The sequence below is a fragment of the Bacteroidota bacterium genome (genome assembly GCA_035506275.1).
Taxonomy (GTDB): domain Bacteria; phylum Bacteroidota; class Ignavibacteria; order UBA10030; family UBA8401; genus JAGVPT01.
On record DATJPT010000002.1, the window covers coordinates 42,492 to 67,566 of the forward strand.

General features: G+C 54.5%; 12 protein-coding genes. All 12 read right to left on the reverse strand.

The genetic code is table 11. The annotated features are described in order from the left end of the window. Window position 1: 1 nt before the first annotated feature. Complete coding sequence (locus VMF88_00675; protein ID HTY09558.1) at window positions 2–2,668, reverse strand: protein kinase; 2,667 nt, start codon at window positions 2,666–2,668, stop codon at window positions 2–4. A gap of 7 nt (window positions 2,669–2,675) precedes the next feature. Beyond that, the gene (locus tag VMF88_00680; GenBank protein HTY09559.1) at window positions 2,676–4,784 is read right to left on the reverse strand and encodes a protein kinase; all 2,109 of its coding nucleotides are present in this window, start codon (window positions 4,782–4,784) and stop codon (window positions 2,676–2,678) included. Window positions 4,785–4,787: 3 nt separating this feature from the next. Further along, the gene (locus VMF88_00685; protein HTY09560.1) at window positions 4,788–6,917 is read right to left on the reverse strand and encodes a protein kinase; all 2,130 of its coding nucleotides are present in this window, start codon (window positions 6,915–6,917) and stop codon (window positions 4,788–4,790) included. Between the two features lie 24 nt (window positions 6,918–6,941). Continuing rightward, window positions 6,942–9,605 (reverse strand): protein kinase, encoded by a 2,664-nt coding sequence (locus tag VMF88_00690; GenBank protein ID HTY09561.1) that lies wholly within the window; start codon window positions 9,603–9,605, stop codon window positions 6,942–6,944. A gap of 135 nt (window positions 9,606–9,740) precedes the next feature. Further along, window positions 9,741–12,395 carry a protein kinase gene (locus tag VMF88_00695; GenBank protein HTY09562.1) on the reverse strand — a complete coding sequence of 885 codons (2,655 nt, stop codon included), beginning with the start codon at window positions 12,393–12,395 and terminating at the stop codon, window positions 9,741–9,743. A gap of 12 nt (window positions 12,396–12,407) precedes the next feature. Next, entirely contained in the window at window positions 12,408–15,092 is a 2,685-nt protein-coding gene (locus tag VMF88_00700) for a protein kinase (protein ID HTY09563.1), read from the reverse strand. A 320-nt stretch (window positions 15,093–15,412) separates the two neighbouring features. After that, the gene (locus VMF88_00705; GenBank protein ID HTY09564.1) at window positions 15,413–16,147 is read right to left on the reverse strand and encodes an antibiotic biosynthesis monooxygenase; all 735 of its coding nucleotides are present in this window, start codon (window positions 16,145–16,147) and stop codon (window positions 15,413–15,415) included. Between the two features lie 57 nt (window positions 16,148–16,204). Further along, window positions 16,205–17,503: a GAF domain-containing SpoIIE family protein phosphatase gene (locus VMF88_00710; GenBank protein HTY09565.1), complete on the reverse strand. Its 1,299-nt coding sequence runs from the start codon at window positions 17,501–17,503 to the stop codon at window positions 16,205–16,207. A gap of 551 nt (window positions 17,504–18,054) precedes the next feature. Beyond that, window positions 18,055–20,010 carry a glycoside hydrolase family 172 protein gene (locus tag VMF88_00715; GenBank protein ID HTY09566.1) on the reverse strand — a complete coding sequence of 652 codons (1,956 nt, stop codon included), beginning with the start codon at window positions 20,008–20,010 and terminating at the stop codon, window positions 18,055–18,057. A 376-nt stretch (window positions 20,011–20,386) separates the two neighbouring features. Beyond that, window positions 20,387–23,113, reverse strand: a complete 2,727-nt coding sequence (locus VMF88_00720) for a TIM-barrel domain-containing protein (GenBank protein ID HTY09567.1) — start codon at window positions 23,111–23,113, stop codon at window positions 20,387–20,389. A 51-nt stretch (window positions 23,114–23,164) separates the two neighbouring features. Continuing rightward, a complete protein-coding gene (locus VMF88_00725; protein HTY09568.1) occupies window positions 23,165–23,461 on the reverse strand; it encodes a YciI family protein in 297 nt (98 codons plus the stop codon). 18 nt (window positions 23,462–23,479) lie between these two features. Next, a complete protein-coding gene (locus VMF88_00730) occupies window positions 23,480–24,868 on the reverse strand; it encodes a T9SS type A sorting domain-containing protein (GenBank protein HTY09569.1) in 1,389 nt (462 codons plus the stop codon). Window positions 24,869–25,075 lie beyond the last annotated feature (207 nt).

Sequence of the window (25,075 nt, forward strand, 5' to 3'; positions counted from 1 at the left end):
TTTACCTTTTGTCCTTAAAGTCTTCAAACCAGTTTTCCACCATAATCAGATTGGGCCGGTTGGACTCTCCCAGCCTTTTTACGGCGATAATGTTTTTTCCGTCCCTGGTCACTGTGTAGAAGAATGAGTACGCCAATGCCAGTTGAACATGGACAGCATCCGCTGAAAATAGCTTCTCAGGATTTTCTGCCCGAAAACCAGGACTGGTCTTCACTTTGGCTGACATGAGTTCGTTCGACTTTGGAGTTACAAAAAATATCTCGTTGCGAACCCATTGAGGATACAACCCTCCTTCAATCGAAATCTGCCACTGCTGTTGGGCATTTGGGAAGTCGGTAACATAGACTTCCCACTGGCCACTTTTATCCGATTGGAATGCCACAAATCGTCCATCAGGCGACATATAGGGGCAATCCTCATTGAACCTAGATTCGAAGAGCCGTTTCTGAGAACTGTCCCTGCCCAATTCCAGATACCAGAGATCATTATGTGTTCGAGGCTGGGATTCCGATCGCGTGAACAAGATGAATCTTCCATCAGCAGACCAATACGATGAACTTCCCCATTGATTCGCGCCCATCAGAAGTTTTGCGGATGTATGTCCGTTAACCCCTTGAACGTAGATTCGTGATGAATCGAAGAACCCTGATTGAAAAACGATTTCCTTGCCGCTGGGAGACCAACTTGGCCTCCATGTTTCCGGGATGTCGAACGACAATTGAGACTTGGTTCCTTTCGCTACGTCATGCAGCCAAATATCGTATTTTCCATTTCCTTCCGAACTCATGGTCGCGACTGTTTGACCATCCGGAGAAACCGCCGGAGAATGAATATCTGATTGAGTCTGGCCTATCGTTTTTAGAAACTGGCCGGCGCGGGAAAGCAGGACCAATTGAGCACCAATGACGGAGTTGCCCACGTCAACATAGGACAACATCCCGTTTTCAGTCACACTTATTCGGTCTGCATTCACATTCCTGACAACTAAAAAAGGATTGCCGGTAATTTTCAGGGAAGAGAGGTCAAATGGAATTGCCCAGATGTCCGGAACAGAGCTGCTAAGGGTGGAAAGTGGAAAAAGAATATGCCCGCTGTTTGAATAGACAGGCCTGCCGATAGAACTCTCCGGAGGTCCGCTGTAAATGGTCGTACGTTTGTCCCCCGTTTGTATGAGAATTTCGCCCCTGCCGTTAACCACATTATCGCTGAGAAGGATGGTCTTGCCGTCGGGTAATCCTAATACGTGGGTCAAATTTCCCCTGATCGTAGACAGAAGGGGGTCTCCGCCATACATTGGTTTTAACTCACCTCCGGAAGAAGGCACGTTTAATAACATGTTGCTTCCTTTGTTATCCCAAGTTGTCACTACGATAGAATCATCAATTCCCCAGAATCTTGGATAATAATTGCCTTCTGTTTTGACGATCAATTCATTTCCGGTACCATTGATCGAGATCTTTCTTAGTTGATATTTAGATGTCTCGAAGCCGGCAAAATATGCAATATATTCGCTGTTGGGAGACCAGAGTATATTTGTAATGGTACCATCGTTCTTAATTTCTATCGGATCGATTTTATCAAGACGGCGAATCCAGAGTTTCTCTCCCTTAGAATAGGCTATCTTCTTTCCATCCGGAGATAAGACGCACCAATCATATTCGTAAGGCCATTGGAATTTTCGAACTTCCTTCGATGATTCTTTATGGATATTCCACCCGATGATCAGCGAGAATATTGCCAGAAGGACAAAGGACGCTCCCAGAATCAACGGTCTATAAAAATTGCCTCGTGTTGAGTTTTGTGTTCCTGAATCGATTTTACTGCCGCGGCCGATACCAATACTGCTTGTCCTTTGTCTCCCCGAATCCCTCTTGAGTTTTCTCAGATCTCTAACTATTTCTTTTGCCGATTGAAACCGTTCATCCGGTTCTTTCGCGAGGCACTCCTCCAAAAGAGCATCAACTTCGGGGGGAAGTCCCGGCTTTACTGTGGATGGCGGTGCCGGGTCAACATTGACGATCTCATACAGTATCGCGGTCTCGTGAACCCCTTTGAACGGTGATGCCCCGGTAAGCATTTCGTAAAAAATTACGCCGAAAGAAAAGATATCCGTGCGATAATCTGTTTCGTGCCCCTGCACCTGCTCGGGGGACATATATCCAACCGTACCAACGACGCTTCCTTCTTTGGTCAATCTGGATGCGCCTTGCAGTTTCGCCAGGCCAAAATCCATGACCTGCACGATGCCGTCTTTGCGAATCATGATATTTTCAGGCTTGATGTCCCGATGAACGACTCCTTTTTCGTGGGCGGCGGCAAGTCCTTCGGCGATCTGAATTGCATAATCGATCGCCTGTTTATGCGAGAACGTTCCTTTCTTCTCCTGAAGAGTCTGCCCGTCAACGAATTCCATCACAATAAACATCTGACCATCGTGTTCCTGGATATCGATAATGGAGCAGACGTTCGGATGATTGAGAGCGGCGGCCGATTTTGCTTCCTGGACAAATCTCGCTTTGTCCTGCTCCGATGCGGCAAGATGCGCCGGAAGAAATTTCAGCGCGACGAACCGGTCGAGCTTCGTGTCCTGGGCTTTATAGACGACGCCCATGCCCCCCTCGCCCAATTTCTCGAGGATCGTATAGTGCGATATAGTTTGTCCGATCATCGCTGGTTCACCTCATTTCTCCGACAAGCGCGGTGTACTCCGGATCGTTTCTCAGCGAAACGAGATCCGGGTCGGCTTTGACCCATTCCTTCATATTTTTGTATCCGCTTCGAATCGCATTTGTAAGACACGCGAGCGCTTCTTTCGTATCCCCCAGCACCGCGTAGGTGCAGGCGCAGTTGTACTGCGCAAGCCCGTCGGTCGGGTCAAGCTCGGTGATCCGCTTGAGAATGGCGTACGCTTTTTCCTTCTCGCCGAAGTGGGCGTACGCCCCGACGATCCTGCTGAGCACGATGATGTCGTCCGGATTGACCCCGAGCTTCCGCTCGCCGACTTCGATCATTTTTCGCATCGCGTTCTCCGACGACTGCGTGTCGTGTTTTCTTAAATGCGTCATGTAGGTGTGCATCCATGGTTCTTCGCTGTACGGCTTCAGCTCTGCACACTTCTGATAGTGACCGAGGGCCTCGTCGTAGCTCCCGGTGACGTCCGAAAGCGCCCCCAGCCAGCGGTACGCGTCATAAAAATCGGGCTTTTGCCGGATCACGTCCTGCCATATCCGCTTCGCCTCGTCAAAGTGCTTCTGATGGTAGTAGACCATCCCGATCCCGAAGGAAGCTTCAACCGAATCGCGGTCGAGGTCGAGCGCCTTTTGATTGTTCTCGATCGTCTTCCCGAGCCATTTCGGGTCGCCGTCATACCATGCATACATGTACGAGCATGCTTCGCCGAGCGCGGAGTAAGCGGAAGAGAACTTTTGGTCGATCGAAATTGCGTTCTGAAACATCTGGATCGCCGCCTCAGTGTTCTTTTTGCCGCGGCGAAAGACAAATTCCTTCCCCCTCAGATAGAGGTCGTAAGCCCGCAGGTCGTCCGTCGGCTTCTTCTCCAGCGATTCCTTCTCTGATGTTGTAAGAGAAATTTTAAGCGCTTCGGCGATCTTCTGTGCAACTTCCGTCTGCACATCGAAGATATCCTCAAGGAGCCGGTCGTACCGGTCGGCCCAAAGATGGAAGCCGTTGCGGACGTCGATCAGCTGCGCCGTGATCCGCATCTTGTTCCCGGATTTGCGCACGCTCCCTTCCAGCATGTAATTGACGCGGAGCGTCTGCCCGATGAGCCGCGAATTGATCTCCTTGCCGCGGAATGCCAGCATATCCGTCCGGGAGACGACCTTCAGATGCTTGATCTTCGACAGGTCTGTGATGATATCCTCTGTCATTCCGGCACAGAAATATTCACTCTCCTTCTCAGAGCTCATGTTCTCGAAGTAAAGAACCGCGATGGATTTTTCTTCTTCCTCTGCCGGAACCGCGCTCGGCGTTTGCCGAAGATGCTCGATCACGTCCGATGCGGCCGATGTCCGTTTGCTCTGGTCCTTTTGAAGCAGTCCGGTGATGACGGAGGCAACGTTCGACCCGATGTCCGGGCGCTTCGTGTTTGCCGGAGGAGGGTCCACGTTCAGGACCTCGTACATCATCGCCGCCTGGTGATCGGCCTGGAATGGAAGCGCTCCCGTGGCGATCTCATACAGCACGACGCCGAATGCCCAGAGATCGGTCCGTCGGTCGACATCCATTCCCTGGATCTGCTCGGGCGACATGTAGGCGAATGTCCCGACGGCGGTGCCGGCGTTCGTCAGCATCGGCCCCTCGCGAAGCTTCGCCACCCCAAAATCCATGATCTTGACCCTCCCGTTCCCCGTCACCATGATGTTCTCGGATTTGATGTCGCGGTGAACCACTCCTTGTTCGTGTGCCGCCGCGAGTCCTTCGGCGATCTGAATTCCGTACTCGATCACCTGCTTTGGCGTCAGCGTCCCTTTCTTTTCGCGCAGCGTCTCTCCGTCGACAAATTCCATCACGATGAAGAGCTGGCCGCCGTGTTCCTGGATGTCGTGGATCGTGCAGATGTTCGGATGATTAAGGGCAGAGGCAGCCTTCGCTTCCTGGATGAACCGTGCTTTATTTTCGTCCGATGCCGCAAGATGGGCGGGAAGGAATTTCAGTGCGACAAAGCGGTCGAGTTTGGTGTCCCGGGCCTTAAACACCACACCCATGCCCCCTTCACCAAGCTTCTCAACGATATGGTACTGTGAAATCGTCTCCCCGAGCATCGGCTATTTTCCCTTCATCATCTCGATATATTCCGGCTCGTTGCGGAGGCTGTCGAGGTCGGGGTCGCGCTTGGTCCACTCGTGGAATCCGTATCCCGACGCAAGCGCCTTCTTGAGCGTCTGGAGCGCCAGCGCCTTTTCGTTGATGTTGGCGTAAAAACAGGCCGCGTTGTAGAACATCAGCGGGTCGTTCGGGCTCAGGTCGATAGCGCGGGCGGCTTTGACCTTTCCTTCCTCGATGCGTCCGCTCCGCACAAGCGCAAGGGCGAAGAAGATATGTGCCCGGGCATCGTCGGGGTGAAGTGTCAGGTACCTCGGGAACATCACCAGCGATTCGTCGAGCCACTTCTTGACGTTGTCATTCTCCCCGAGCCGGACATAGCAGAGGACGAGGTCTCCGTACGCGGCGTAGAAATCGGCGTTGAGTTCGACAACCTTCAGGAAGAGGTCGATAGCTTCCCGGGTGCGGTCGGTCGTGACATACGTCCGCCCAAGAGTCCAATACGCCGTGTGGTTCGAGGGATTAAGCTCGATGGCCTTCAGGCTTGTCTCGAGGGCTTCTGCGGTCGACTTTTTATGCAGGTAGACAAGTCCCAGCGCGGAGTAGGCCTCGGAAAGCGACGGGTCGTACATCAGCGCCTTGAGCCCGGCCTCCATGGCCTTGTCGAGCAGCGTCTCGTTCCGGTCGAACTGCTGGTACAAATGCGCGTATGCCTCGCTCAGGCCGGCATAGGCATCGGCATAGCGCGCGTCGTATTCGATGGCCTTCTGAAAAAGCTCGACGGCGATCTGCACGCCGTTCTTCGTGAACCGGTACATCGAATCGCGCGCGCGGAGGTTGCAGTCGAACGCCTGCGCGTTCAGCGTCGGACGCTTCGTCAGCACGATCTGTTCCTTCGGCGTCAGCTTCACCATCAGCGCGTCGACGATCTGTTTTGAGACCTGCTCCTGGATGTCGAAAACATCCGAGAGCTTTCCTTTGTACGTCTCGGCCCACAACTGCGCGTCGGCTTCGACGTCGACCAGCTCGACCGCGATGCGGAGGTTGTCCTGGAATTTCCGGACGCTTCCGGCCAGAATGTACCGTGTGCCGAGCTCCCGCCCGATCGCCTTGACGTCCTTCGTTGTCGTTTTGTACTGCATCGATGTCGTCCTCGGCACTACGCGGATATCCTTCAGCCGCGACAGATTGATGATGAGCTCCTCCGTGAGGCCGTCGCTGAAGTAATCGCTTTCCTTGTCCGGGCTGATGTTGCCGAACGGCAGGACCGCGATCGCCTTCGTCTGCGGTTGTGAGGCGGAACTGTCGACCGCGCGCAGCGTCTCCTGCAGCGACTGGAGGACCTCATCCATCGACTGATACCGCTGCGTTCTTCCCTTCGCCAGCATTTTTTTGAGGAGAGCATCGACCTGGTGGGGAATTTTTCTATCCATGAGGCTTGGCACCGGCGGATCTTCGTTGACGATCAGATAAAGGAGCCCTGCTTCGTGCTCGGACTTAAAGGGAAGGTCGGCCGTGAGAAGTTCGTAGAGAACGACGCCGAGCGACCAGATGTCCGACCGCTGATCGGCCGATTCCCCCTGCGCCTGTTCGGGGGCCATGTACGACAGCGTTCCCAGTGAGGTGCCGGTCCTCGTCAGCCCGGAGCTGCTCTTGAGCTTCGCGATGCCGAAATCCATGATCTTCAGCTTCCCGTCGTGCGCGAGCATCACGTTCTCGGGCTTGATGTCGCGGTGAACGATGTTCTTTCCGTGCGCTGCTTTGAGCCCCTGTGCGATCTGGGAAGCCCACTCGAGCGCCTGATGGACCGGGACGCCGGTCCCGCTCGTGAGGTTCGAAAGGTATCTTTTCAGCGTCGTTCCGTCGAGATACTCCATCACAAGAAACATCCCGTCGTCCTGTTCGTCGATCTCGTACACGTTAAGGATGTTCGGGTGATTGAGAGCGGCGGTAGCCTTCGCTTCCTGCAAAAACCGCGCCTTGCTGTCGGCGGAAGCGGAGAGATGGCCGGGGAGAAATTTTATCGCCACCAGCCGGTCGAGCTTCAAATCCTGGGCTTTGTAGACAACGCCCATACCGCCTTCGCCGAGTTTTTCAAGGATCTTATAGTGTGAAATTGTCTGACCGATCATGCTTGCATCCTGCCTTAAAAGTTATCAGAGATTGGTATTTATCAACGATTGAAATTTTTTATTCTCCTTGAGGGAATTCCACCGCGGATCGATCTTCAGCAGCGCTCCCGAGAGCTCGCACGGGATCGAGAGGAGCCGTTCGAGGGACTGGACGGCCAGGTCCTGCTCGCCGGTCATCGCATAAATACGCGCGAGGTCCATCAGCCGGTACGAACCGCGCCATGCTTCCTTTTCGATCGGAAGAAGCTCAAGGCCGTGCTTTCCCTCGCGAAGCGCATCTTCCTTTCGGCCGAGTCCTGCGTAAACGATGCCGAGCGAGCCGTACAGGCGCTCGTCCGCGGGATGTGCTTTGATCTCCCGTTCCAGATGGACACGGGCGCTGTCAAAATAATTCCTTGCTGCGGATCCGTTGCCGCGGAGCTCTTCAAGCTCGGCGCGAAGCAGCGATGAAGGAAGATACTGGAATTGATCGTTCACGATGACGTCGGCGCTCTCGTGGTTGAGGGCAGACCTGGCCGCTTCATAATTGCCGCCGACGACTTCCACCTCGTATGTCATGTCGGCAAGGAAGTATTCCGTCCCGCTGTCTTTCCCCTGGCGCCGGCAATCTTCGACGATCCGGCGCGCCTCGTTCACGTCCCCTTTCCAGAGGAGAAAATTTCTCGCCCTTTCCCAATACACTGCCGAGACATCCGGCGTGAGCTCGATCGACTTCTCATAATTAAGGTCGGCATCCTGATAATCGCGAAGAAGCGTCTGCGTCTCCCCGAGCTGCCGGAACAGATCCGACCCGCGCGGGTTGCCCACGATCGCTTTCTTGAACGACTCAATCGACCCCGCCATATCTCCCTGGCGGCGCAGTACCGCAGCGATGCCGTAATAGATGTTCGAATTGCTCGGCCGGTACTTGAGTGCAAGAGAAAATTCATCGAGCGCGCTTTTATAGTCCAGTTTGGCATGGTAGTAGTACCATCCCATCGCCTCGTGGGCTTCAGAGAGTTCCGGCGCCAACGTCATTGCCTTTTCAGCCGCCGCACGCGACTTCTCGACCCGGCTTTCGGTCCGGTCGTAGAAGAACCAGTACATGTTGGAATGGACGTACGAGAGCTTGGCGTATGCCGCAGCGAACGAAGGGTCGAGCCGGATCGCACGCTCGAATAATTTGACGGCGATCTCAAAATCGGATCTCGAGACCGTCCGGTCCGAATACTGCGTCGCCTGCAGGTAGTAGTCGTACGCTTCCGAGTTCTCGGTGAGCGACGTTTCCAGCGAGGTCTTCTCCGTCTTCGCCAGGGCAACGTCCAGCGCGCCGGCAACTCTGCTCGCGATGTCGGATTGCAGCTTGAACGCGCTCGAAAGAACGGATTCCATCGATTCTGACCATGTCTGCGTCCCGTCCTCTACTTTGATGAGCGTCGGGCTGACCCGCACGTGCGTCTCGCCGTCAAAGTCTTCCCAGCGGACGGTCCCCTGCAAAATATAATTGACGCCGAGCTCTTCGCCGATCTGTTTCAGGGATTTTGTCGTCTTCCTGTACTGCGCTGCGCTCGACCTCGCGATGACGCTCAGTCCCGAAAGCCCCGACAGCCGGCTCGTGACCTCGTCGGTCATGCCGTCAACAAAATAATCTTTGTCGCTCGGGCCGAGGTTCTCGAACGGAATGACCGCGATGATCTTCTTGTCGCTGTTCCTTCCGATGTTTGACACCACGACATCCTTCAGAAGGAAGAATGCAGCCGCGAGGACGGCGGCTCCGCCGGCCCACATCAATATTTTCTTTGACGGTATTTTCCGCCCAGGCTTTTCCGGCGGCGGAAGAACGTTCGCTGGCTTCCCGCCGGGGAGGGACACCAGCTGCGTGCGATTGACTCTGGTCGATTCTTTTTTCAGGCGCCGAAGGTCGACAATGATCTCGGACATCGATTGGTAGCGGTCCTCCGGGTCTTTCTCGAGGGATTTATTCAGGATGTGGAGCAGCTCCGGCGGAATATCCTGCCGGTATTTCGACGCTTCCTCCGGCTCCTCGTTGACGATGGAATACATCATCGCCGCTTCGTGCTCTCCGCGGAACGGGGTTCTGCCGGCGGTCATCTCGAAGAGGACGACGCCGAACGAGAAGATGTCCGACCGGACATCGGCTTCGACTCCCTGGATCTGCTCCGGCGACATGTAGGCGAGCGTGCCGATGGTGCTCGAAGTTTTGGTCAGCTTCAACGATCCCTTCAGCTTCGCGAGGCCAAAATCCATGATCTTGATCTGATCCTTCGAGTTGATCATGATATTTTCGGATTTGATGTCGCGGTGGATGATCCCCTTGCTGTGCGCTTCCTGCAGCGCTTCGGCGATCTGGATCCCATACTCGACGACCTGCTTGATCGTCAGCTGCGAGGCGGCGGCTTTCTCGCGCAGCGTGACGCCGTCGACCAGCTCCATCTCGATATATTGCTGGCCGTTGTACTCGTCGATCCCGTAAATGGTGCAGACGTTCGGATGATTCAGCGCCGACGCCGATTTCGCTTCCTGGATGAAGCGTGATTTTTCCTGCTCGGAGCCGGAAATATGAGCCGGGAGAAATTTGAGCGCAACAAAGCGGTCGAGTTTCAAGTCCTGGGCTTTATAGACGACGCCCATCCCCCCCTCGCCGAGCTTCTCGAGTATTTTATAGTGCGAAATGGACTGGCCGATCATGAGATATCCGGGGAATAAATTCAGAAGCTTCCTTCACACAAAGACGCACGTGCGCAAAAAATACGATAAGAAACCTGGCTGCGCTACGAATTGCGAAGCCATCCCATCGGGATTTGCGTGAGACAGTTTTGCTGGTCATTCCATCATTGCCTGCCACACATCCGACTCGGCTTCCGTTTTGATAAAGTAGAAAGCCCGCTGGTCGGGCGACAGGGCATGAAAATACTCGACGTCGACATGGAGCGAGGCATCAAGTTCCTTTATAGCGTTGGTCCTTCTATTCAACAAAAAGATCTTGCCTTTGTAAAAAAACATCACCTTGTTCACTCCTTCAATCCAGTGCGGAAAAGTGCCATAGTCGACGACCTTCTTGAATTCATCGTCATTGAGAGAGTAGGTATAGATTCCATTAGCGGATCCGTCAGGAAATACTCTTGCTCCGATGAGAAGCTGGTTGTCGGGTGCAATATCGGTGACACCAAGACGATCGACCGTACCAGGAATGTTCGGGATGGTCCTGACAAGGCGCTGCTCCATCGGCTTTGTCAGGTCAAACACCCAGGTTGCGCTCATGCTTCCACCCACGATATTGACTCCGTTAGGGAAAATGTGCGGATTGTTGACGTTATCCTGACCGTTCGTCATCTGTTCCAGTCCGCTCCCGTCGAGACTTATCCTCCATAAATCGTATTTGCCGCTCCGGTCGGAATAGGAGTAGATTGAATTTCCATCCTTCGACCATTTCACTCCCCGGTCTTTGGGTTTGTCGTTTGTCAGCCGCCGGATATTCGATCCATCGCTGTTCATCACAAAGATATCTTCTTGGAGACCGGAGCTTGCCGTAGCGATCCGTTTCCCGTCCGGTGAAATATCGAGCCAATTGTACGTTTTCGAGCCGCTGGTGATCTGCACGGGCGGTCCGACGAATCGCTCGTTCACAGGATCGAATCCCGTTCTATAAATATTTGCACGAGTTTCCAAAGAAGAGTAGATGAGCTTCCTGCCGTCATGGGAAAGTGTCAGCCACGCACAATTCGAAGCCGGCACAGTGACCTGCTCCAATTCTCCTTTTGCTTCTCCGGTTTTTTCATCAATCGGGACGCGCCATACATTCATGGTGCCGCTTCTGTCGCTTAAGAAGTAGATGAAGCGGCCGTCGGGCGACCACACCGGATTCCAGTCGATGGCCGCGTCATTGGTAATCCGGGTTTTATTCTTCCCATCGCTGTCGATCGTCCACAGATCTCTCCAACCGGATCCGGTGGGCAAACCCCAGTATGTGATCCTCGTTCCTCGGGGAGACCATCGTGGTTGAACGCAATCACCCGAGTCCAGCAGCTCAGTTGCCCCATCCCGGATCGAGACCGTCCAGAGCTGGCTTCTCGTCGTTCTCGCATAAGGGACTCTCACCTGTTCTGTTGCGTAGGCAAGCTTTTTTCCGTCCGGCGACCAGGCCGGGTTGTAACCGGTTTTTGTGAGTCTACGGACCGATTCACCCGTTGACCCCATCAGATAGATCCCGCCCCCATCCCTGTCCGAGCAGAACGCTATCTGGTCGCCGTTCGGCGAGAACGCAGCACTATTATTTTTTGAATGAGAGTCCTTCGTAAGGTTGATAGGATTCCCTCCGCCGATCCGCTGGAGAAAAATATCCTGCTCCTCCCCCTCGTTACGCGTGAACGCGATAAAATTTCCATCGGGAGAAATATCGGGATACAATTCTTCCCCCGGCATATCAGTGATCTGGGAGACCGTGACACGAACGGCCGTACTCGCGGTCCTGCTGGAAAATAAAATGACGGCAACGACAACGATCAACACACCGACGGCGATTTGAAGAACCCGCGCCGAATTCCACGGCATTACGCGTGCCGGCGATTTCAGATTCTGCGCTGCAGAAGGGGCTGCGGCCGGCCTCATTCCTGAGGCATCGTTTTGAAGCGAGCGGATCGACGTAATTTTCGAGGTCTGCTTTTTTAACCGCCGGATATCGACCGACATATCGATAGCCGTTTGATAGCGTTCATCGGGATTTTTCTCCAGCGCTTTTTCGAATATTTTCGACAACTCTTCCGACGCTTCGGGGAGATATTTCGTGATCGGCTCGGCGGGTTCATTGACAATGGAATAGACCATCGCTGCCTGGTGCTCGCCGCGGAACGGCATTTTCCCGGTGAGCATTTCAAAGAAGAGAACGCCGAATGAAAAGATATCCGAGCGTGAATCGACTTCTCCACCATTGAGCTGTTCCGGGGCCATGTATGCGAGCGTGCCGACGGTGCTGGAGGTCCGCGTCAATTTCAGCGAACCTTTTAGCTTTGCGAGACCAAAATCCATCACCTTGATCTTGTTCTTCGCCGTCATCATCACATTATCCGCCTTAATGTCGCGATGGATAATGTTCTTGGAATGCGCTTCATGAAGCGCTTCGCCGATCTGAATTGCATACTGCGATGCTGTATCGAGCGAGAGCGGCCCCTCGGCAAGCTTTTCCCTCAGCGTCATTCCTTCCACATATTCCATGACGATGAACTGACGCTTCTCCCCGTTCGAGTCGTCTTTTTCTATTGAAAAGATGGTGCAGACATTCGGGTGGTTCAAAACGGCGGCCGTTTGCGCTTCCCGGAGAAATCGCTCGTTATCCTGCTGCGACAGCGAGTTTTGCGGCGGGAGGAATTTCAACGCGACAATACGGTTGAGGTCCGTGTCTTCGGCCTTGTAGACAACCCCCATGCCCCCTTCGCCGAGCTTCTCGAGTATTTTATAGTGTGAAATTGTCTGGCCGATCATCCTGCTGTCCGGTTATTTATTTTCGACGAGATTCTTCCAGTTGAACATGAGCGACCCGCTTTTCAGCGTTTGCGTGTTCAACGTTCGGGTGATGAGGACCTCTTTGCCGTCCCTTGAAATGTCGTAGAGACTTGTCTGAAAGCCGGCGTCGATCTTGAACACGAGCTTCGACTGGCCGACGGCGATCTCGTTCCCCGAAACGGACACCGGTGCAACATAAATTTGGTGGTCGTTGATGCTGTAGATGATCTCCCTGCCGTTGGTAAGCCACCTCGGCGAGCCTCCCCCGTTGGTCGATACCTGCCACTTGCTCGGCGAGCCGTCCGTCGGCCGGATGTAGACTTCGTATTTTCCCGTCTCATCGGACTGGTAGACAAACCATTTCCCGTCGGGCGAAAATGTCCCGAGCCATTCGTTGAACTCGGAGGTCAGGAGGGGGGTAAATTTTTTCCCCCCCATATCATAGACGCCAATGTCCCATTTCTGCGGCCCCTGGGTGTTGATGGAAAGGAGGAGCTTTTTTCCGTCGCGCGAAACGTCGGTGACATACGAGCTGTACTTCGAGCTGTACACCAGCTCCTCATCGCCGGTGCCGTTGCTGTTCTTCGCGTAGATATTGAACACGCCGGACGCATTGGAACTGAAATACACCTTGCTGTCGTCCGGCGACCATACCGGGACGATCTCCGTTCCCTTGTCGAACGTCAGCCGCGTGTCCGCATTCCGATCGATGTCGTGGATCCAGAGGTCCGTGTTCTTCGAGGATTCATCCAGCGCATCGGTGGCGATGTATCTTCCGTTGGTGGAGAACGACGCCCACGTTGTCGGCACTTTGGATTGGATCGTGCGCTGCACGGCGCCGTTCGAGTTATAGACGACCATCTCGTTGTCTGATTTCGACATGCCGAGGTACGCCAGCCGGTTGTTTCTCGAAAGAGAAAAAGCCCCTTTGCTCCTGACACGCGCATAGAGAAGGTTTTCGAGGATCGGAATCGGCTCGCCCGTCACTTCGCCGGCCCCTTCGTCGAAGCGCTGCGCCAGCAGCGAATTCTGTTTATAATACATCACCCAGCCTTTGTTGTAGACCACATTGCTCGAAGCGTGGATTACAATTTTGGTTTTCGGGTCATTCAAAGAACCGATCCGGACATGGTCGGCATCCTCCTCAAGGGAAGGCTTGCTTGTCTGGACAGTATAAAAGAAATGATTCCCGTCCGGAAGAAAAACGGGCCATCGGTGGTTCACCTCGAACTCGGTCGAGTCCAGCGTTGTCACCTGTTTCGGCGTACCTCCTGCGGAAGGAACCTGAAAAAGAGGACCGTCGGGACCGGGGGCAAAAACAATGATGCCCTCTTTGTCCCATGTTCCTCCCCGCCCCCCCGATGATTCGCACACGGTCAGCACCGGCCCCCCTTTTGCATCTATTTTTTTGAGCTTTCCCTCGGCAAAGAAAGCCACCATCCTGCTGTCGTACGACCAAAACGGATAGTAGGCGTTATCAGTGCCGGACAAAAGAAGCGGGGTGGGGGAGTCGAGAGGGCGAACCCAGAGGTGGTCTTTTCCCATTGAGTCGACCGCAACAAACGCGATCATCGTTCCGTCGGGAGAAATTTCCAAGTGTCCTCCGTACGACGAATTGAAAATATTGGACGCGGGGGCTTCGAACGAGAGCCGGATCAATTCGGGGGGGGCGGCGCCAGCGAGAAAATACCACGCGAGCGCCCCGGCCAGTACCGCGGAAACCGACAGCGCCGCGATCATCCAGGGATCGACCGAAAACTTTTTTTTCTGAGGAAGCGCTTCGAACTCGACCGTCTGCGGGGCGACCCTCGAACCCGAAGCGATCTGGCTTTTCCGGACCGCCAGGACTCTGCTCGCAGTCTGTCTGCTCGATTCCCTCTTTAATTTCCGGAGGTCTTTGACAATTTCTTTTGCCGATTGGTACCGTTCATCCGGCTCTTTCGCAAGGCATTCGAGCAGGATCGCATCGAGGTCGGGGGGCAGCTCCGGTTTCAAGATCGAGATCGGTTCCGGGTCGACGTTGACGATCTCATAGATGATCGCCGTCTCGTGCATTCCTTTGAACGGCGATTGCCCGGAGATCAATTCATACAGTAAGACGCCGAACGAGAATATGTCCGTCCGATGATCGACGTTGAACCCCTGGACTTGTTCCGGCGACATGTATCCGACGGTGCCGACGGTGTTTCCCTCGCGCGTCAGGCGGGAAACGCCCTGCAATTTCGCCAGACCGAAATCCATGATCTGCACAAGCCCGTCCTTCCTGAGCATGACGTTTTCCGGCTTGATGTCCCGGTGGACGATCCCTTTTTCATGGGCGGCGGCGAGCCCCTCGGCGATCTGGATGCCGATGTCGACCGATTGTTTGAGCGAGATGTTGCTTTTCCGGTCGCGCAGCGTTTCCCCTTCGATGAATTCCATTGCGATGAAGAGCTGTCCCTCATGTTCGCCGACATCGTAAATTGTGCAGATGTTCGGATGATTCAGCGTCGCGGCGGCCTTCGCTTCCTGGATGAACCGCTGCCTGTCCGATTCCGACGAAGCGACTTTCGCGCTGAGAAATTTCAGCGCAACAAAACGATCGAGCTTCGTATCCTTCGCCTTATAGACGACCCCCATGCCCCCCTCGCCCAGCTGCTCAAGGATCTCGTACTGAAGAATAGTTTTACCGATCACTCTTCACACTCCTTCCCTTCCCGCCAAAAAGCGGCGGGATCCGCAAGTTCACTTTCGCTCGCTGCCCCAGGCTCGCGGGTGATTTTGGAACTTCACCCAGCTGCTCAGGGATCTCGTACTGAAAGATTGTTTGACCTATCATTCATTTCTCCAAAGAGGAAAAGGTTCCGAAGCGGCTCACGTACGGCATTCGCAGTTCGGACATTTGCCAAAGGCATCACTTCGTGACCTGCCTGACCCATCATGAGGAGAGGCGAGAATGCCAGTCCTGCGCGTAGGATCTCTAAGCTGGGTCACCCCCAAATGCGCCGGTCATCCCGTTATTTGACGAACCATTCGGCCGTGAGACAACGGTACGCCGCCGATCTCACATCTTCGCTGGAAGCCAATGTGTGGGGGCCGCTTCCGTGAGCGATCTGCTGACGGACAAACGAGGGCAAAATCTTATAGACCGATTCGAGCAATTGATCCACCGAAGTGATTCCCGACGCCGACCCGAGGTCGACGGTTTCATCCCAGAACGAAACGATATGGAATTTATGATGCTCACGGACGAGGACGAGGTCGATGAACCCTTTGTGCGCCTCGTACTTCGGGTGGATGTCCGACGCGAATTTCGTTTCGAACGCGCTGCTTTGATCTTCCCTGACCGTGACCTCAAGGATGTGCGCGGCGAACGGCTTCGCTTTCAGCCGGCTGATGTTGTCGGAGCCGGCGACCGAATCGTCGAAGCGCTCCACCGTCGGTTCGACCTTGACCGGCGTATATTCAAGCGAAAGATTCTCCGAAAGCTCGAGTTTCCACTCGGTCGATTCGGCGAAGAACGGACGGAGCTCGTCGACCAGCTTCCGGTACAGTCCGCTTTCTTCGTACTCGTTCGATTCCTTCCGCGAATTCCAGATCGTCAACGAAATACACTCCTGCGCATTTTGCGTGTTCTGGAGGAGCGACGCGAACGCGCATCCGGGCGTCGAGCGGAGCGCGGAGAGGATCGAGTCGGCGTAGACCTGTGCATTGCGTTCCGATTCTTCAGCGCGGATTATATGTGTGACCATTCGCAGAAACATCGCTGCACCGTGCAAAGTGATGAGCTGCCGTGATGCGAAATGAAATTACATCACCCGTTTGATGACCATGATCGTAATATCGTCCGACTGCGGGTGAGCGCCGGCATGTTTTCGCACTTCTTTTACCACCGCATCGGCGATCTCTTCCGCAGTTCTGTTCTTCTGTTCGAGCAGCAGGGCCTGCAGGCGCTCTTCGCCGAATTGCTCCTGATTGCTGTTCATCGCCTCGCTCACGCCGTCCGATTGGACGACGAGAAGATCGCCGGCATGCATGTCGATGCGCTCATCTTCGTACGCCGCCTGTTCAATGAGGCCGATCATGAGGCCCCCCGTTTTCAACCGCTGGATGGTATTGTCGCTCCTGATCAGAAACGGCCAGTCGTGCCCTGCGTTCGAATAATGAATGTAGTGCTGCTGGATGTCGATGATGCCGTAAAAAAGCGTTGCAAATTTTTCGGGGCTCGTGCTCTCGAACAGAAGCTTGTTGGACCGGAGGAGGCATTCCGACGGAATCTGCGACACGAGCGTCTGCCCGCGAAGCGTCGCCTGAAGGTTTGCCATGAGGAGCGAGGCGGGCAATCCCTTTCCGGAAACGTCTCCCAGGCAGAGGGCGGTTCGTCCGTCGCTCTTGGGAATGAAGTCGAAATAATCGCCGCCGATCGATTGCGCGGCGATCGTGCGCGCAAAAATATCGTAGCCGTGGAGTCCCGGATTGCTCCGCGGAAGAAGGTCCCGCTGGATCTTCGCCGCAAGGCCGACCTCCTGCTGCATTTTTATGTAGAGCTTTTCTTCCTCGATGAGCCGCGCGTTCTCGACGACCTGCGCGGATTGCGCGGCGATGATGGCGAGAAGACGCTGGTCGTCGGCGTTGAACGACTGCCCGTCCTTCTTATTATAGACGGTGAGCACCCCGCGCAGTTCGGATTTGACGATCAGCGGAACGCACAGGAGCGTTTTGATATTGCCGTCCCACTGCACTCCGCGGAACCGGGCATCGTTCGCCGGGTCGTCGACGCTCAGCGGCTTCTTGTTCAGATGCATCCACCCGATCAATGCCTGGTGCATGTGGAACGCCGGAGCTCCCGCGGACGAGACCATCGTGCGGATCAGCGTCTTCATCGACTTCTGCTCGTCCTCCACAAGCGTCACGACCCCCTGCTCGGCGTTGACGGCCCGAAGCGATTTCCGTATCAGCGTCTGCATGATCTCTTCGGCGTTCAGCGAGCCGCTGATCGCACGGGCAATGTCGTTGAGGATCGACAGCTCTTCGACGGCCCGGCGCAGCCGGCGCACTTCGTCCTGCAGTACATCTGCCGATTGAGGGGGAACCGGTTTATCAGCCATGAAGAAGGTTTTCGGTAACGATGACCTGTGATCTCAAAAAAGCGATTTCGTCCGGCGTCCCGGCGAAGCGCTGTGCGCTAGAGATGAAGCAATTGGAAAATTTCGTGCGGACAATCAATATTTAAAAAATCCTGCAAAGAGGTTTCCAAAGCGGCCATTCATGCCTTTGGACTTATCGGGGGCTGCTGCACGCGGACCTACTACCGCATCACGTCGGCGGAATGCAACGCCGGAGAGAGAACGTTCCAGCTTCCGCGTCAAATTAATTTCTGCAATATGATTGTTGCGCGAACTTCTATTCGCGCAGATGAACTTATTCTTTTCAGAAGGAACGGCAATTGCCTGAAGATGGGATGAGCCGATTACGAGGATCCATTCTTCGTAATCGTGTTACGGCTCATTTCAAAAGTACTCTTTCCGGAGGGGATTGTCAAGGATTTGAGATGGTTTTGATTGGACTGCAAAGAGGAGAGTCATCGCGGAATCGGGATATCGCCGGTCCCGGCAAGAATGATGAAAAATTATACAATCGGCGAACGATTTCAGGCAACTTACTTCCTCCTCGATGTGCTGTAGAGAACTGCGTCTTCCGGGTCGGCAATGCGGGCGAAGCAGCCAAATCCGCCGAGGTTATTCTCGACCTTCAACAAAAGCGTGTTCCACCCTTTTTCAAAGAGCGCTATTACCGTGTCTTGATCAGGGATCGCGGGCCTGTTCTTAATGAACCGGTAAATCGGCTCCCCATTGAGGGTCACCTTCACGCCGTCGTCGCTCCCTATCAGCAGCGGCAACGTTTGCGCGCGCGGCGAGTAAACATACGTTAGCGCATAGCCGACCGTCAGGTCGGAAGGATGGAATGTGCTCAAGTCCAGCAATCCATTTTTGCCGCACTTCGTCAGGCGCCAACGAACTTCCTGTCCGTTTGCCCCCCGATACTTTTTTTTCAGATCGATTTCTTGTTCAGGCGGATAGACCACATCGATCCCGATTCGACCGTGCAGCGAGTCCTGCGGATTGGGAAATGGTCCGCACACATACCATGCCGGGACGTAACTTCGATATGGCTTCATGACGAAAGCATCGAGGCCGACGGCATATCCCGTCGAGGCCGGATCCTTTCCCTTCAGCGTGAACTCCAAGGCGATCTCCCCGCGAAGCGGACGGAGGTTTTTCAGGGTAAGTTTTCCACCGGGAACGATCGTCTCATTATATCCTTTCACGATCGTTCTGACGACTCCCGCCGACGAAAGGGCGACATCGCCATACGATGGCCCCTTTGTGCAATAGACATCGACATCATACCTTCCTTCTTTTGCGGGAAGACGAAGAGTAAAGCTGTCCCCTTTCTTATGCCCTTCGACCTTCAATTGTCTGAACCCGCTCCAATCGGCTCCGTACGCCGACATCTCCTCGACGGAAGAAGCCAGCGATGTTTGCTGGGGAGTCAGCGATTCGGCTTCGAGCGCGCCGTTCGGGACCTGGACCCTGAGAGGTATGCGGAGTCCGGCAGAAAGCATCGGCGCAAAAGACCGATGCGGCTCTTTCTGATACCAGTATGCTGTGCTGCTGTAATCTGCGATCTCTGTGTTCTGCGTACCGTGTTCGATGAGAGCGCGAATCGATTTCTTAAACGGAATGCAGTCGAGAATGTGAAAACGGTACGCGGCGATCCGTCCTAGCGAATCGTCTTTGAGGATCAATCCATGGTACGGAGCGCTGTATTCTCCCTGATTGAAATACCATCCGCTGTTGAAATAATCTTCTGTCCCGGTCCCCTTGATCGACGCCTCCTTTTCGCCGTCAACGAAGATCATCTCATCCCCTTCAAGGAAACTGAGGCCGCCGTCGTAGCTCTGCATGTTCAGGTTAATTCCGACAAGGTGTCCTTCCCCTTCTGCTTCAAGAACGGTATAATAATGGGACGGGTCCGTTCTGATCTCGCGGTGCCACGTCGCATGAAAATAGGCGACCGTCGAGTCCAGCGGCGCGGACAACTGATGGTAGTCGATGTGATAATAAAAATTGGGGATCGCCTGTCCTGTTTCGTTCACCGCTTCCACCCGCGCAGAAACATTGAACGGCATGGGGAAATAGCAGTAGTATCCGCCGCTCGACATTCCGATGAACGGCGTAAGGTATTGCTTGTACTGAAATCCGGTTCCGAAAAAGTCGCCGATCGGCACTTCGACCGACGGATCTTTTTCCCCGTCCCAATACATCCGGAGCACGATGTGACGCAGAAAATATTTGTCGGAGGATGAGATCGTCGTCCAGAACATCGTGATGACGCCGGGCCCTTTGATGTTTGCAAGCTCTGCCGCTGCTCCTGCGGGAATGGTGATGAAATCGTCGTTTCCCCCGGTCGTATCGCTGCTCGAAATTTGAATCAGTTTTCCCGATTTGAGATACGGCAGGCGGGACGGTGAAAGGAGATTGTCCAGCATGGATTGGCCGGTTGCAATGGAGGCTGCAAATAAAAGAATCAGAAACGGGCGCATGAATTTCATTGGAAAAGTCTCCAGAAGAATAACGGTTTTATCTAAGGCAGATTAAAGGCCTGTCCTTTCTTTGGTGCAAAAGAAAGCTTGCGGAATCGTCTCAAAGGTCCGAAGGACCCCTTCGGAGGATCCATTCGGGAAACCGCCAGCTTGTTCACCCTCTACGAGGCCGCAGACCTGAGCAAGTAACACCGACAAAGTCGGTGGAACGTGTCTGGCTAAGCTATCCCTTTGGGAGAAAGGCGTGCTGCCATGTCCTTCGTCTCGTGCCGCTTTGCGGCGCTCGCTCAGGATGAACCGGTGGTTTGTTCACCTCAAGCAGAACCCCCGAACGAATGACATTGCCAGGCGCGTTCGGAGAGTCCTTCGCGATGCCTGACTCGCGCTATCGCAGAACGACTTCGAACTTCTTTCGTATGTCCTTCGGGGGGACTGTTATCTCAATGTCACCGGTACTTACGTCGCGATGCCACATTTCTGTCTTTGCTTTGTTCCTCAATGCATGGCCGTCAACGATAACGTCGTGCGGTTCGGGAAATCCGTGAAGCCGGAATATGTACGCCCTTCGTGCCGGCTGCCGATCATAGCTCCCCGAAGCCGCCCCGACGATGATGCGGTATCCATCTCCTTCCTTCCCCGAACTGGAGATCGGGGTCCATGAGTATCTCCCCTGCAAATATTGAAGAGATAACCCGTCATCTTCATATAAATTGAAGTGTCCAGAATCCGGACCGAAGACTTGAACGATGAGGGTGTCCAGCGGCCGTTCATCGCCGTAGCGCATCTCTTTCTGCATCGGGATGACCGAGCCTGATTTTACGAAAAGGGGGAGCTCATTCACATCATACGATCGTTTGACGACCACTCCTCCCTCGATTTCTCTTCCGTCGGAGTACCGGATCCATTTCCCCGGCGGAAGATAGGTTGCTGCGATGTTGTTCGAATCGACAACCGGCGACACGAGAAAGTTATCGCCGAAGAAATATTCATCCGGATGCAGATACGCTTCCGGCGCTTCCGGATATTCAAGATAGAGGGGACGCATCAGCGGAAGTCCGTCGTCATGGGCTGCTCTCGCATACGTGTAGATGTACGGCAGGAGCTGCTCGCGCAGATTGAAATATCTTTGCGCGACGTCGATTCCCGTTTGACCGTACATCCAGGGCATGCGCAGGTTTCCGTTGGCAGGATTCTCATAAGCGCCGTGCAGACGCATCACCGGACTGAATGCACCGAATTCCAGCCACCGGCAATAGAGTCCGACGCCCAACGTATCCGCATGAAAACCGCCGATATCGTTTGAAACGTACGGTATCAGCATGTTGCCGCCTCGCGCAGAGAACCCGACCTGAAACGCCAGCATCGGCCATTCCGAGTACGTGTCGCCGGTGTGAAACGCCGGGTAGCGCTGACTCCCCCATCCCGCATATCTGCTCAGGATCAGGCTCCGCTTCCCTGTGAGCTCCTGGGTAAAATCATAATAGAGTTTGTTCGTCCAGAGTTGATCATTCAATCCTTTGACGAGGCACGGTCCCGTTCCGTCGATCCACCAGAAGTCGATCCCTTCGTTCATCGGCGGCGCATGAAGGGCGTTCATGAATGCGCCGGCCTGACGCTTGTCGGTCAGCGTGAATTCCAGCATCCCCGGAGGAACCGCGTCGCTGATCTCGACCGGCAAAGCGCTCAACCCTCCGTAATTCGACCAGGCATTGATCCTGAGCGCGATGAGATTCGGTTTTCCTTTCTGGAACGAATCCGTGATCTCGGTATACGTCATCGTGTTATAGGTGCTGTTCCCGGCGGAGATATGGTCGCTCACCATTTTTCCGTTCACGAAAAGAGCATACTGCGACGACGCTCCTCCGAAGATAAGATACAGCCGCTTCGCATTGTTCGGCGGCAGCTCCACCCACTTTCGGTACCACGCGGCGCCGATGTAGTCCGGGTACCCTTGTTCCTGCCACGTCTTCCCGCCGTCAAGATACCCCCAGCTGCTGTCGTTGAAATTCGGCGAACCCCATGATGCAAGCCTTCCGGTGTCGGTCGGGTCGATGTTGAACCGCCACTTTTCGGGAAATTCGTACGTGAAGGCCGGCTTCCCGCCGGCGTTCTCCCCGAGCAACCTCCGCGCCACGGAGGCATGGCTGTCCTGATCCGCAAGCGCGGTTTCGCCCCGCGTTTTCGGATGGTCGTTGACGGTAACATGAAGGCCGGCGCCATGGCACCACGAAAGAAAATCCCGCGCGTTGTCAAAAACCGGGCTCCAATCGTAGCCCCCCTGCCAGCCGAATTTATGCCAGCCGAAATCCAGCACAAGGACGTCGAGCGGAAGTCCTTCGCTCCGGAATCTGTCGATCTCTTTTTTCAGATCGTCCGAAGTGAAATGAAACTTTGTCGTCATGTCGGACCCCGCCAGATATTCGTAGTTGAGGTCCGTCATCCAGATGCCGAGACTGTACCTCGGCACCATCGGAATTTGCCCGCAGAGAAGGGAAAAATCCTTCAGAGCGTGGCGGTAGTCGCTGCCGTAGGCAAGAAAGTACCAATCCTGATCTCCGTCTTCCGTCCTCGCGGCGACCCACGCCGACGCTGAATCCATGACCGGGCTTCCGCTGTCGTCGAGAACGAAATATCCGCTCCGGCTCAGGATCCCCTTTTGCGGCGGCGGAAGCCTGTCCCCGTTGACGCCGTCGAGGGTCGTAATACCGCCGAGGTTCAGCGTGTCCGGATCGCCGGGGGACCACGTCCCGCTTCGATTTGCGAAATTCCAGGCCACGCTGAGATTTTCTTTGGTAAACGCTCCCGAGCCGGCCTTGTAGCGAAGAGTCAATGAGGTCGAAGAAACAACCACCCAGCCGTTCTCTTCTTTCACGCTGACCGGTATTGCGGCCTTCCGCCGCAACTGGACGACAACGGTCGGCTGATCGACGAAATGCGACGTCGGAGAAAATTCGATCCGGACCATCGTAGGAGTAAGAAATTCGAACCGTGCCGGACCTGCGGTAACGGCTCCGTTGTCGGTCCGGTATGTTTCCGATGCAGAGAGCCCCTGGCCCGCGAGGGGGGAAAGGACAAGCATTGTCATGGAAAAAACATAAGATGATAATTTCAAATCTTTCTTCTCCTTGAAATAGTTGATACCGACGACAAACACATTTCCGCTTTACTGGGGCGAAGTCGTCGCATTCATCGGGTAGTATTCATAGTTGTGGATGATCGAGGCAGGGTCGCTCTCCACAAGTCCTTTGACCTCCTCCTCATCCTCAACGGTTACAATGCAGATCCCATGCGTTCCTTTCGGATCGAACACGGGACCGAAGAGAATGGCCCGCCCCTTCTTCATCTGTTCCACCCAATAAGCATGATGCTGTTGGACGATCATTTTTTCTTCCGCGGTCATTGTCCGTACAAAATCAGGCCGGCGGGGGGAAAATTTCACCATGAATTGTTTCTTTTCCATACCAGCAACCACAAATTGTTATTTAAGGACGATCATCTTTTTCGTCTGAACAAAAATTCCGGCGGTCAACCTGTAGAAATAGACGCCGCTCGTGAGGCTGCCGGCGTCAACAAGGGCGGAGTGCTCTCCAGCATTCTGGCGTTCGTTCACAACGGTCATCACTTCTCTGCCGACGACATCGAAGACCTTAAGCGTCACAAAACCTCCCGCAGGCAATTGGTACTGAATTTCTGTGGAGGGGTTGAACGGGTTGGGGAAATTCTGTCTGAGCTCGAATGCCGACGGCAATGCATTCAGCGAATGAACTGCGCTTATGGGGATCGAATAGCTCAGCAGTCCATAATGCTGCGACGACATGCCAAACACTCCGCCCGTTCCAATGTACAAGGTGCCGTCGTAAACGCCGAGGGCAGAAATAATGGTCGAATCCAATAATCCCGTCACCGCGACCGGCGCCCAGCCCGCGCCGTCGCCGATCATTTGAAAGAGACCATGTTTGAAATGAAGGCTGTCGATGCAAAGCGTGCCGGCATAGAGATAATAATCAATCGTATCGGGAGCGAAACACCAGACAGCATTTGTCGAATCGGCAAAAGGAATTTGGGTCCAGCTGGTTCCGCCGGTGTCCTTCCAAAAGACTCCTTTATAGAGTGTACTGACTAAGAGATGAGAGTACATGCGTGTGATCGCGACGATATCCCTGTTCGGCAGATCATAGCTTATATCGGTCCAGGTCGTCCCATGGTCGGTCGACTTAAAGATCCCACCGCTTCCAGGCCCTTTGGTCCCGGGTTGGATCGGCACATCGCTCGACAAAGCTCCCGCATAAAGCCCCGTCCAGTCTTCATACAGAACAGGGATAAACGAAGAGTCGGTCATGGGACCGGAGTAACATGAATCCCAGGAGCCGCCTGAGCCAAGGCGCCAGACTCCTCCGAAGCTCGGGCTTTCGCTTTTCGTGTCCGCCCCGGGCATTGCAGCGTACGTGTACGGACCGTCGTCGGCAACCGCGATGATGGAGTGTGAGGGGAGAGATCCCGTCGTATTGTGCGGGTTCCCGATCTTCGACCAGGAGCCATTGTACTCCCACACTCCCCCGTCCGTTCCGTTTACGTTGACGCTGTCCGAGGACAACGCATCGATGCCGGCGATGATGCCAGAGCCGTTCGACGTAATGCTGAGAACGACATTGTCGCTTCCGGGTATTTGTCCCGAAAGCGGTGAGCCTGAGATCGGAAAGATCCCGCTGTCATACACCGCTTGGTAAAATCCCGAGGGGAGCGAAACGAAACCAGTGACGGCGCCACGCTGGGCCATTCCCCTGGGAGACTGAGCGGAGCTGCTTTGGGCAATGCCCTCTGCCGCAACAAAAATGATTATAACGGAGGCCGCAATAATAGTTTTCATAGAAGCTCCTTCCTATTACATGCCGTCCGAGAAATCTTTCTTTGAATTTCATTGACGAAGCCCTCAGCCGCTTATCAAGGCAGGCCAAACCTGACAGGAGAGAGTGGAACATACTTCGGGGGGAGAAGACAGGATTTCTTGATCAGGATTGAAATCAGAGAATTCATCGTCGGGCGAGCTGTAAGTACGCCTGGAAATAATTGACGG

What these genes read in the sequence shown, in the direction of transcription:
- VMF88_00675 (HTY09558.1), bottom strand. Translation starts at nt 2,668, where the DNA reads ATGATCGGACAAACTATATCGCACTATACGATCCTCGAGAAATTGGGC.
- VMF88_00680 (HTY09559.1), bottom strand. Translation starts at nt 4,784, where the DNA reads ATGCTCGGGGAGACGATTTCACAGTACCATATCGTTGAGAAGCTTGGT.
- VMF88_00685 (HTY09560.1), bottom strand. Translation starts at nt 6,917, where the DNA reads ATGATCGGTCAGACAATTTCACACTATAAGATCCTTGAAAAACTCGGC.
- VMF88_00690 (HTY09561.1), bottom strand. Translation starts at nt 9,605, where the DNA reads ATGATCGGCCAGTCCATTTCGCACTATAAAATACTCGAGAAGCTCGGC.
- VMF88_00695 (HTY09562.1), bottom strand. Translation starts at nt 12,395, where the DNA reads ATGATCGGCCAGACAATTTCACACTATAAAATACTCGAGAAGCTCGGC.
- VMF88_00705 (HTY09564.1), bottom strand. Translation starts at nt 16,147, where the DNA reads ATGGTCACACATATAATCCGCGCTGAAGAATCGGAACGCAATGCACAG.
- VMF88_00710 (HTY09565.1), bottom strand. Translation starts at nt 17,503, where the DNA reads ATGGCTGATAAACCGGTTCCCCCTCAATCGGCAGATGTACTGCAGGAC.
- VMF88_00715 (HTY09566.1), bottom strand. Translation starts at nt 20,010, where the DNA reads ATGAAATTCATGCGCCCGTTTCTGATTCTTTTATTTGCAGCCTCCATT.
- VMF88_00725 (HTY09568.1), bottom strand. Translation starts at nt 23,461, where the DNA reads ATGGAAAAGAAACAATTCATGGTGAAATTTTCCCCCCGCCGGCCTGAT.
- VMF88_00730 (HTY09569.1), bottom strand. Translation starts at nt 24,868, where the DNA reads ATGAAAACTATTATTGCGGCCTCCGTTATAATCATTTTTGTTGCGGCA.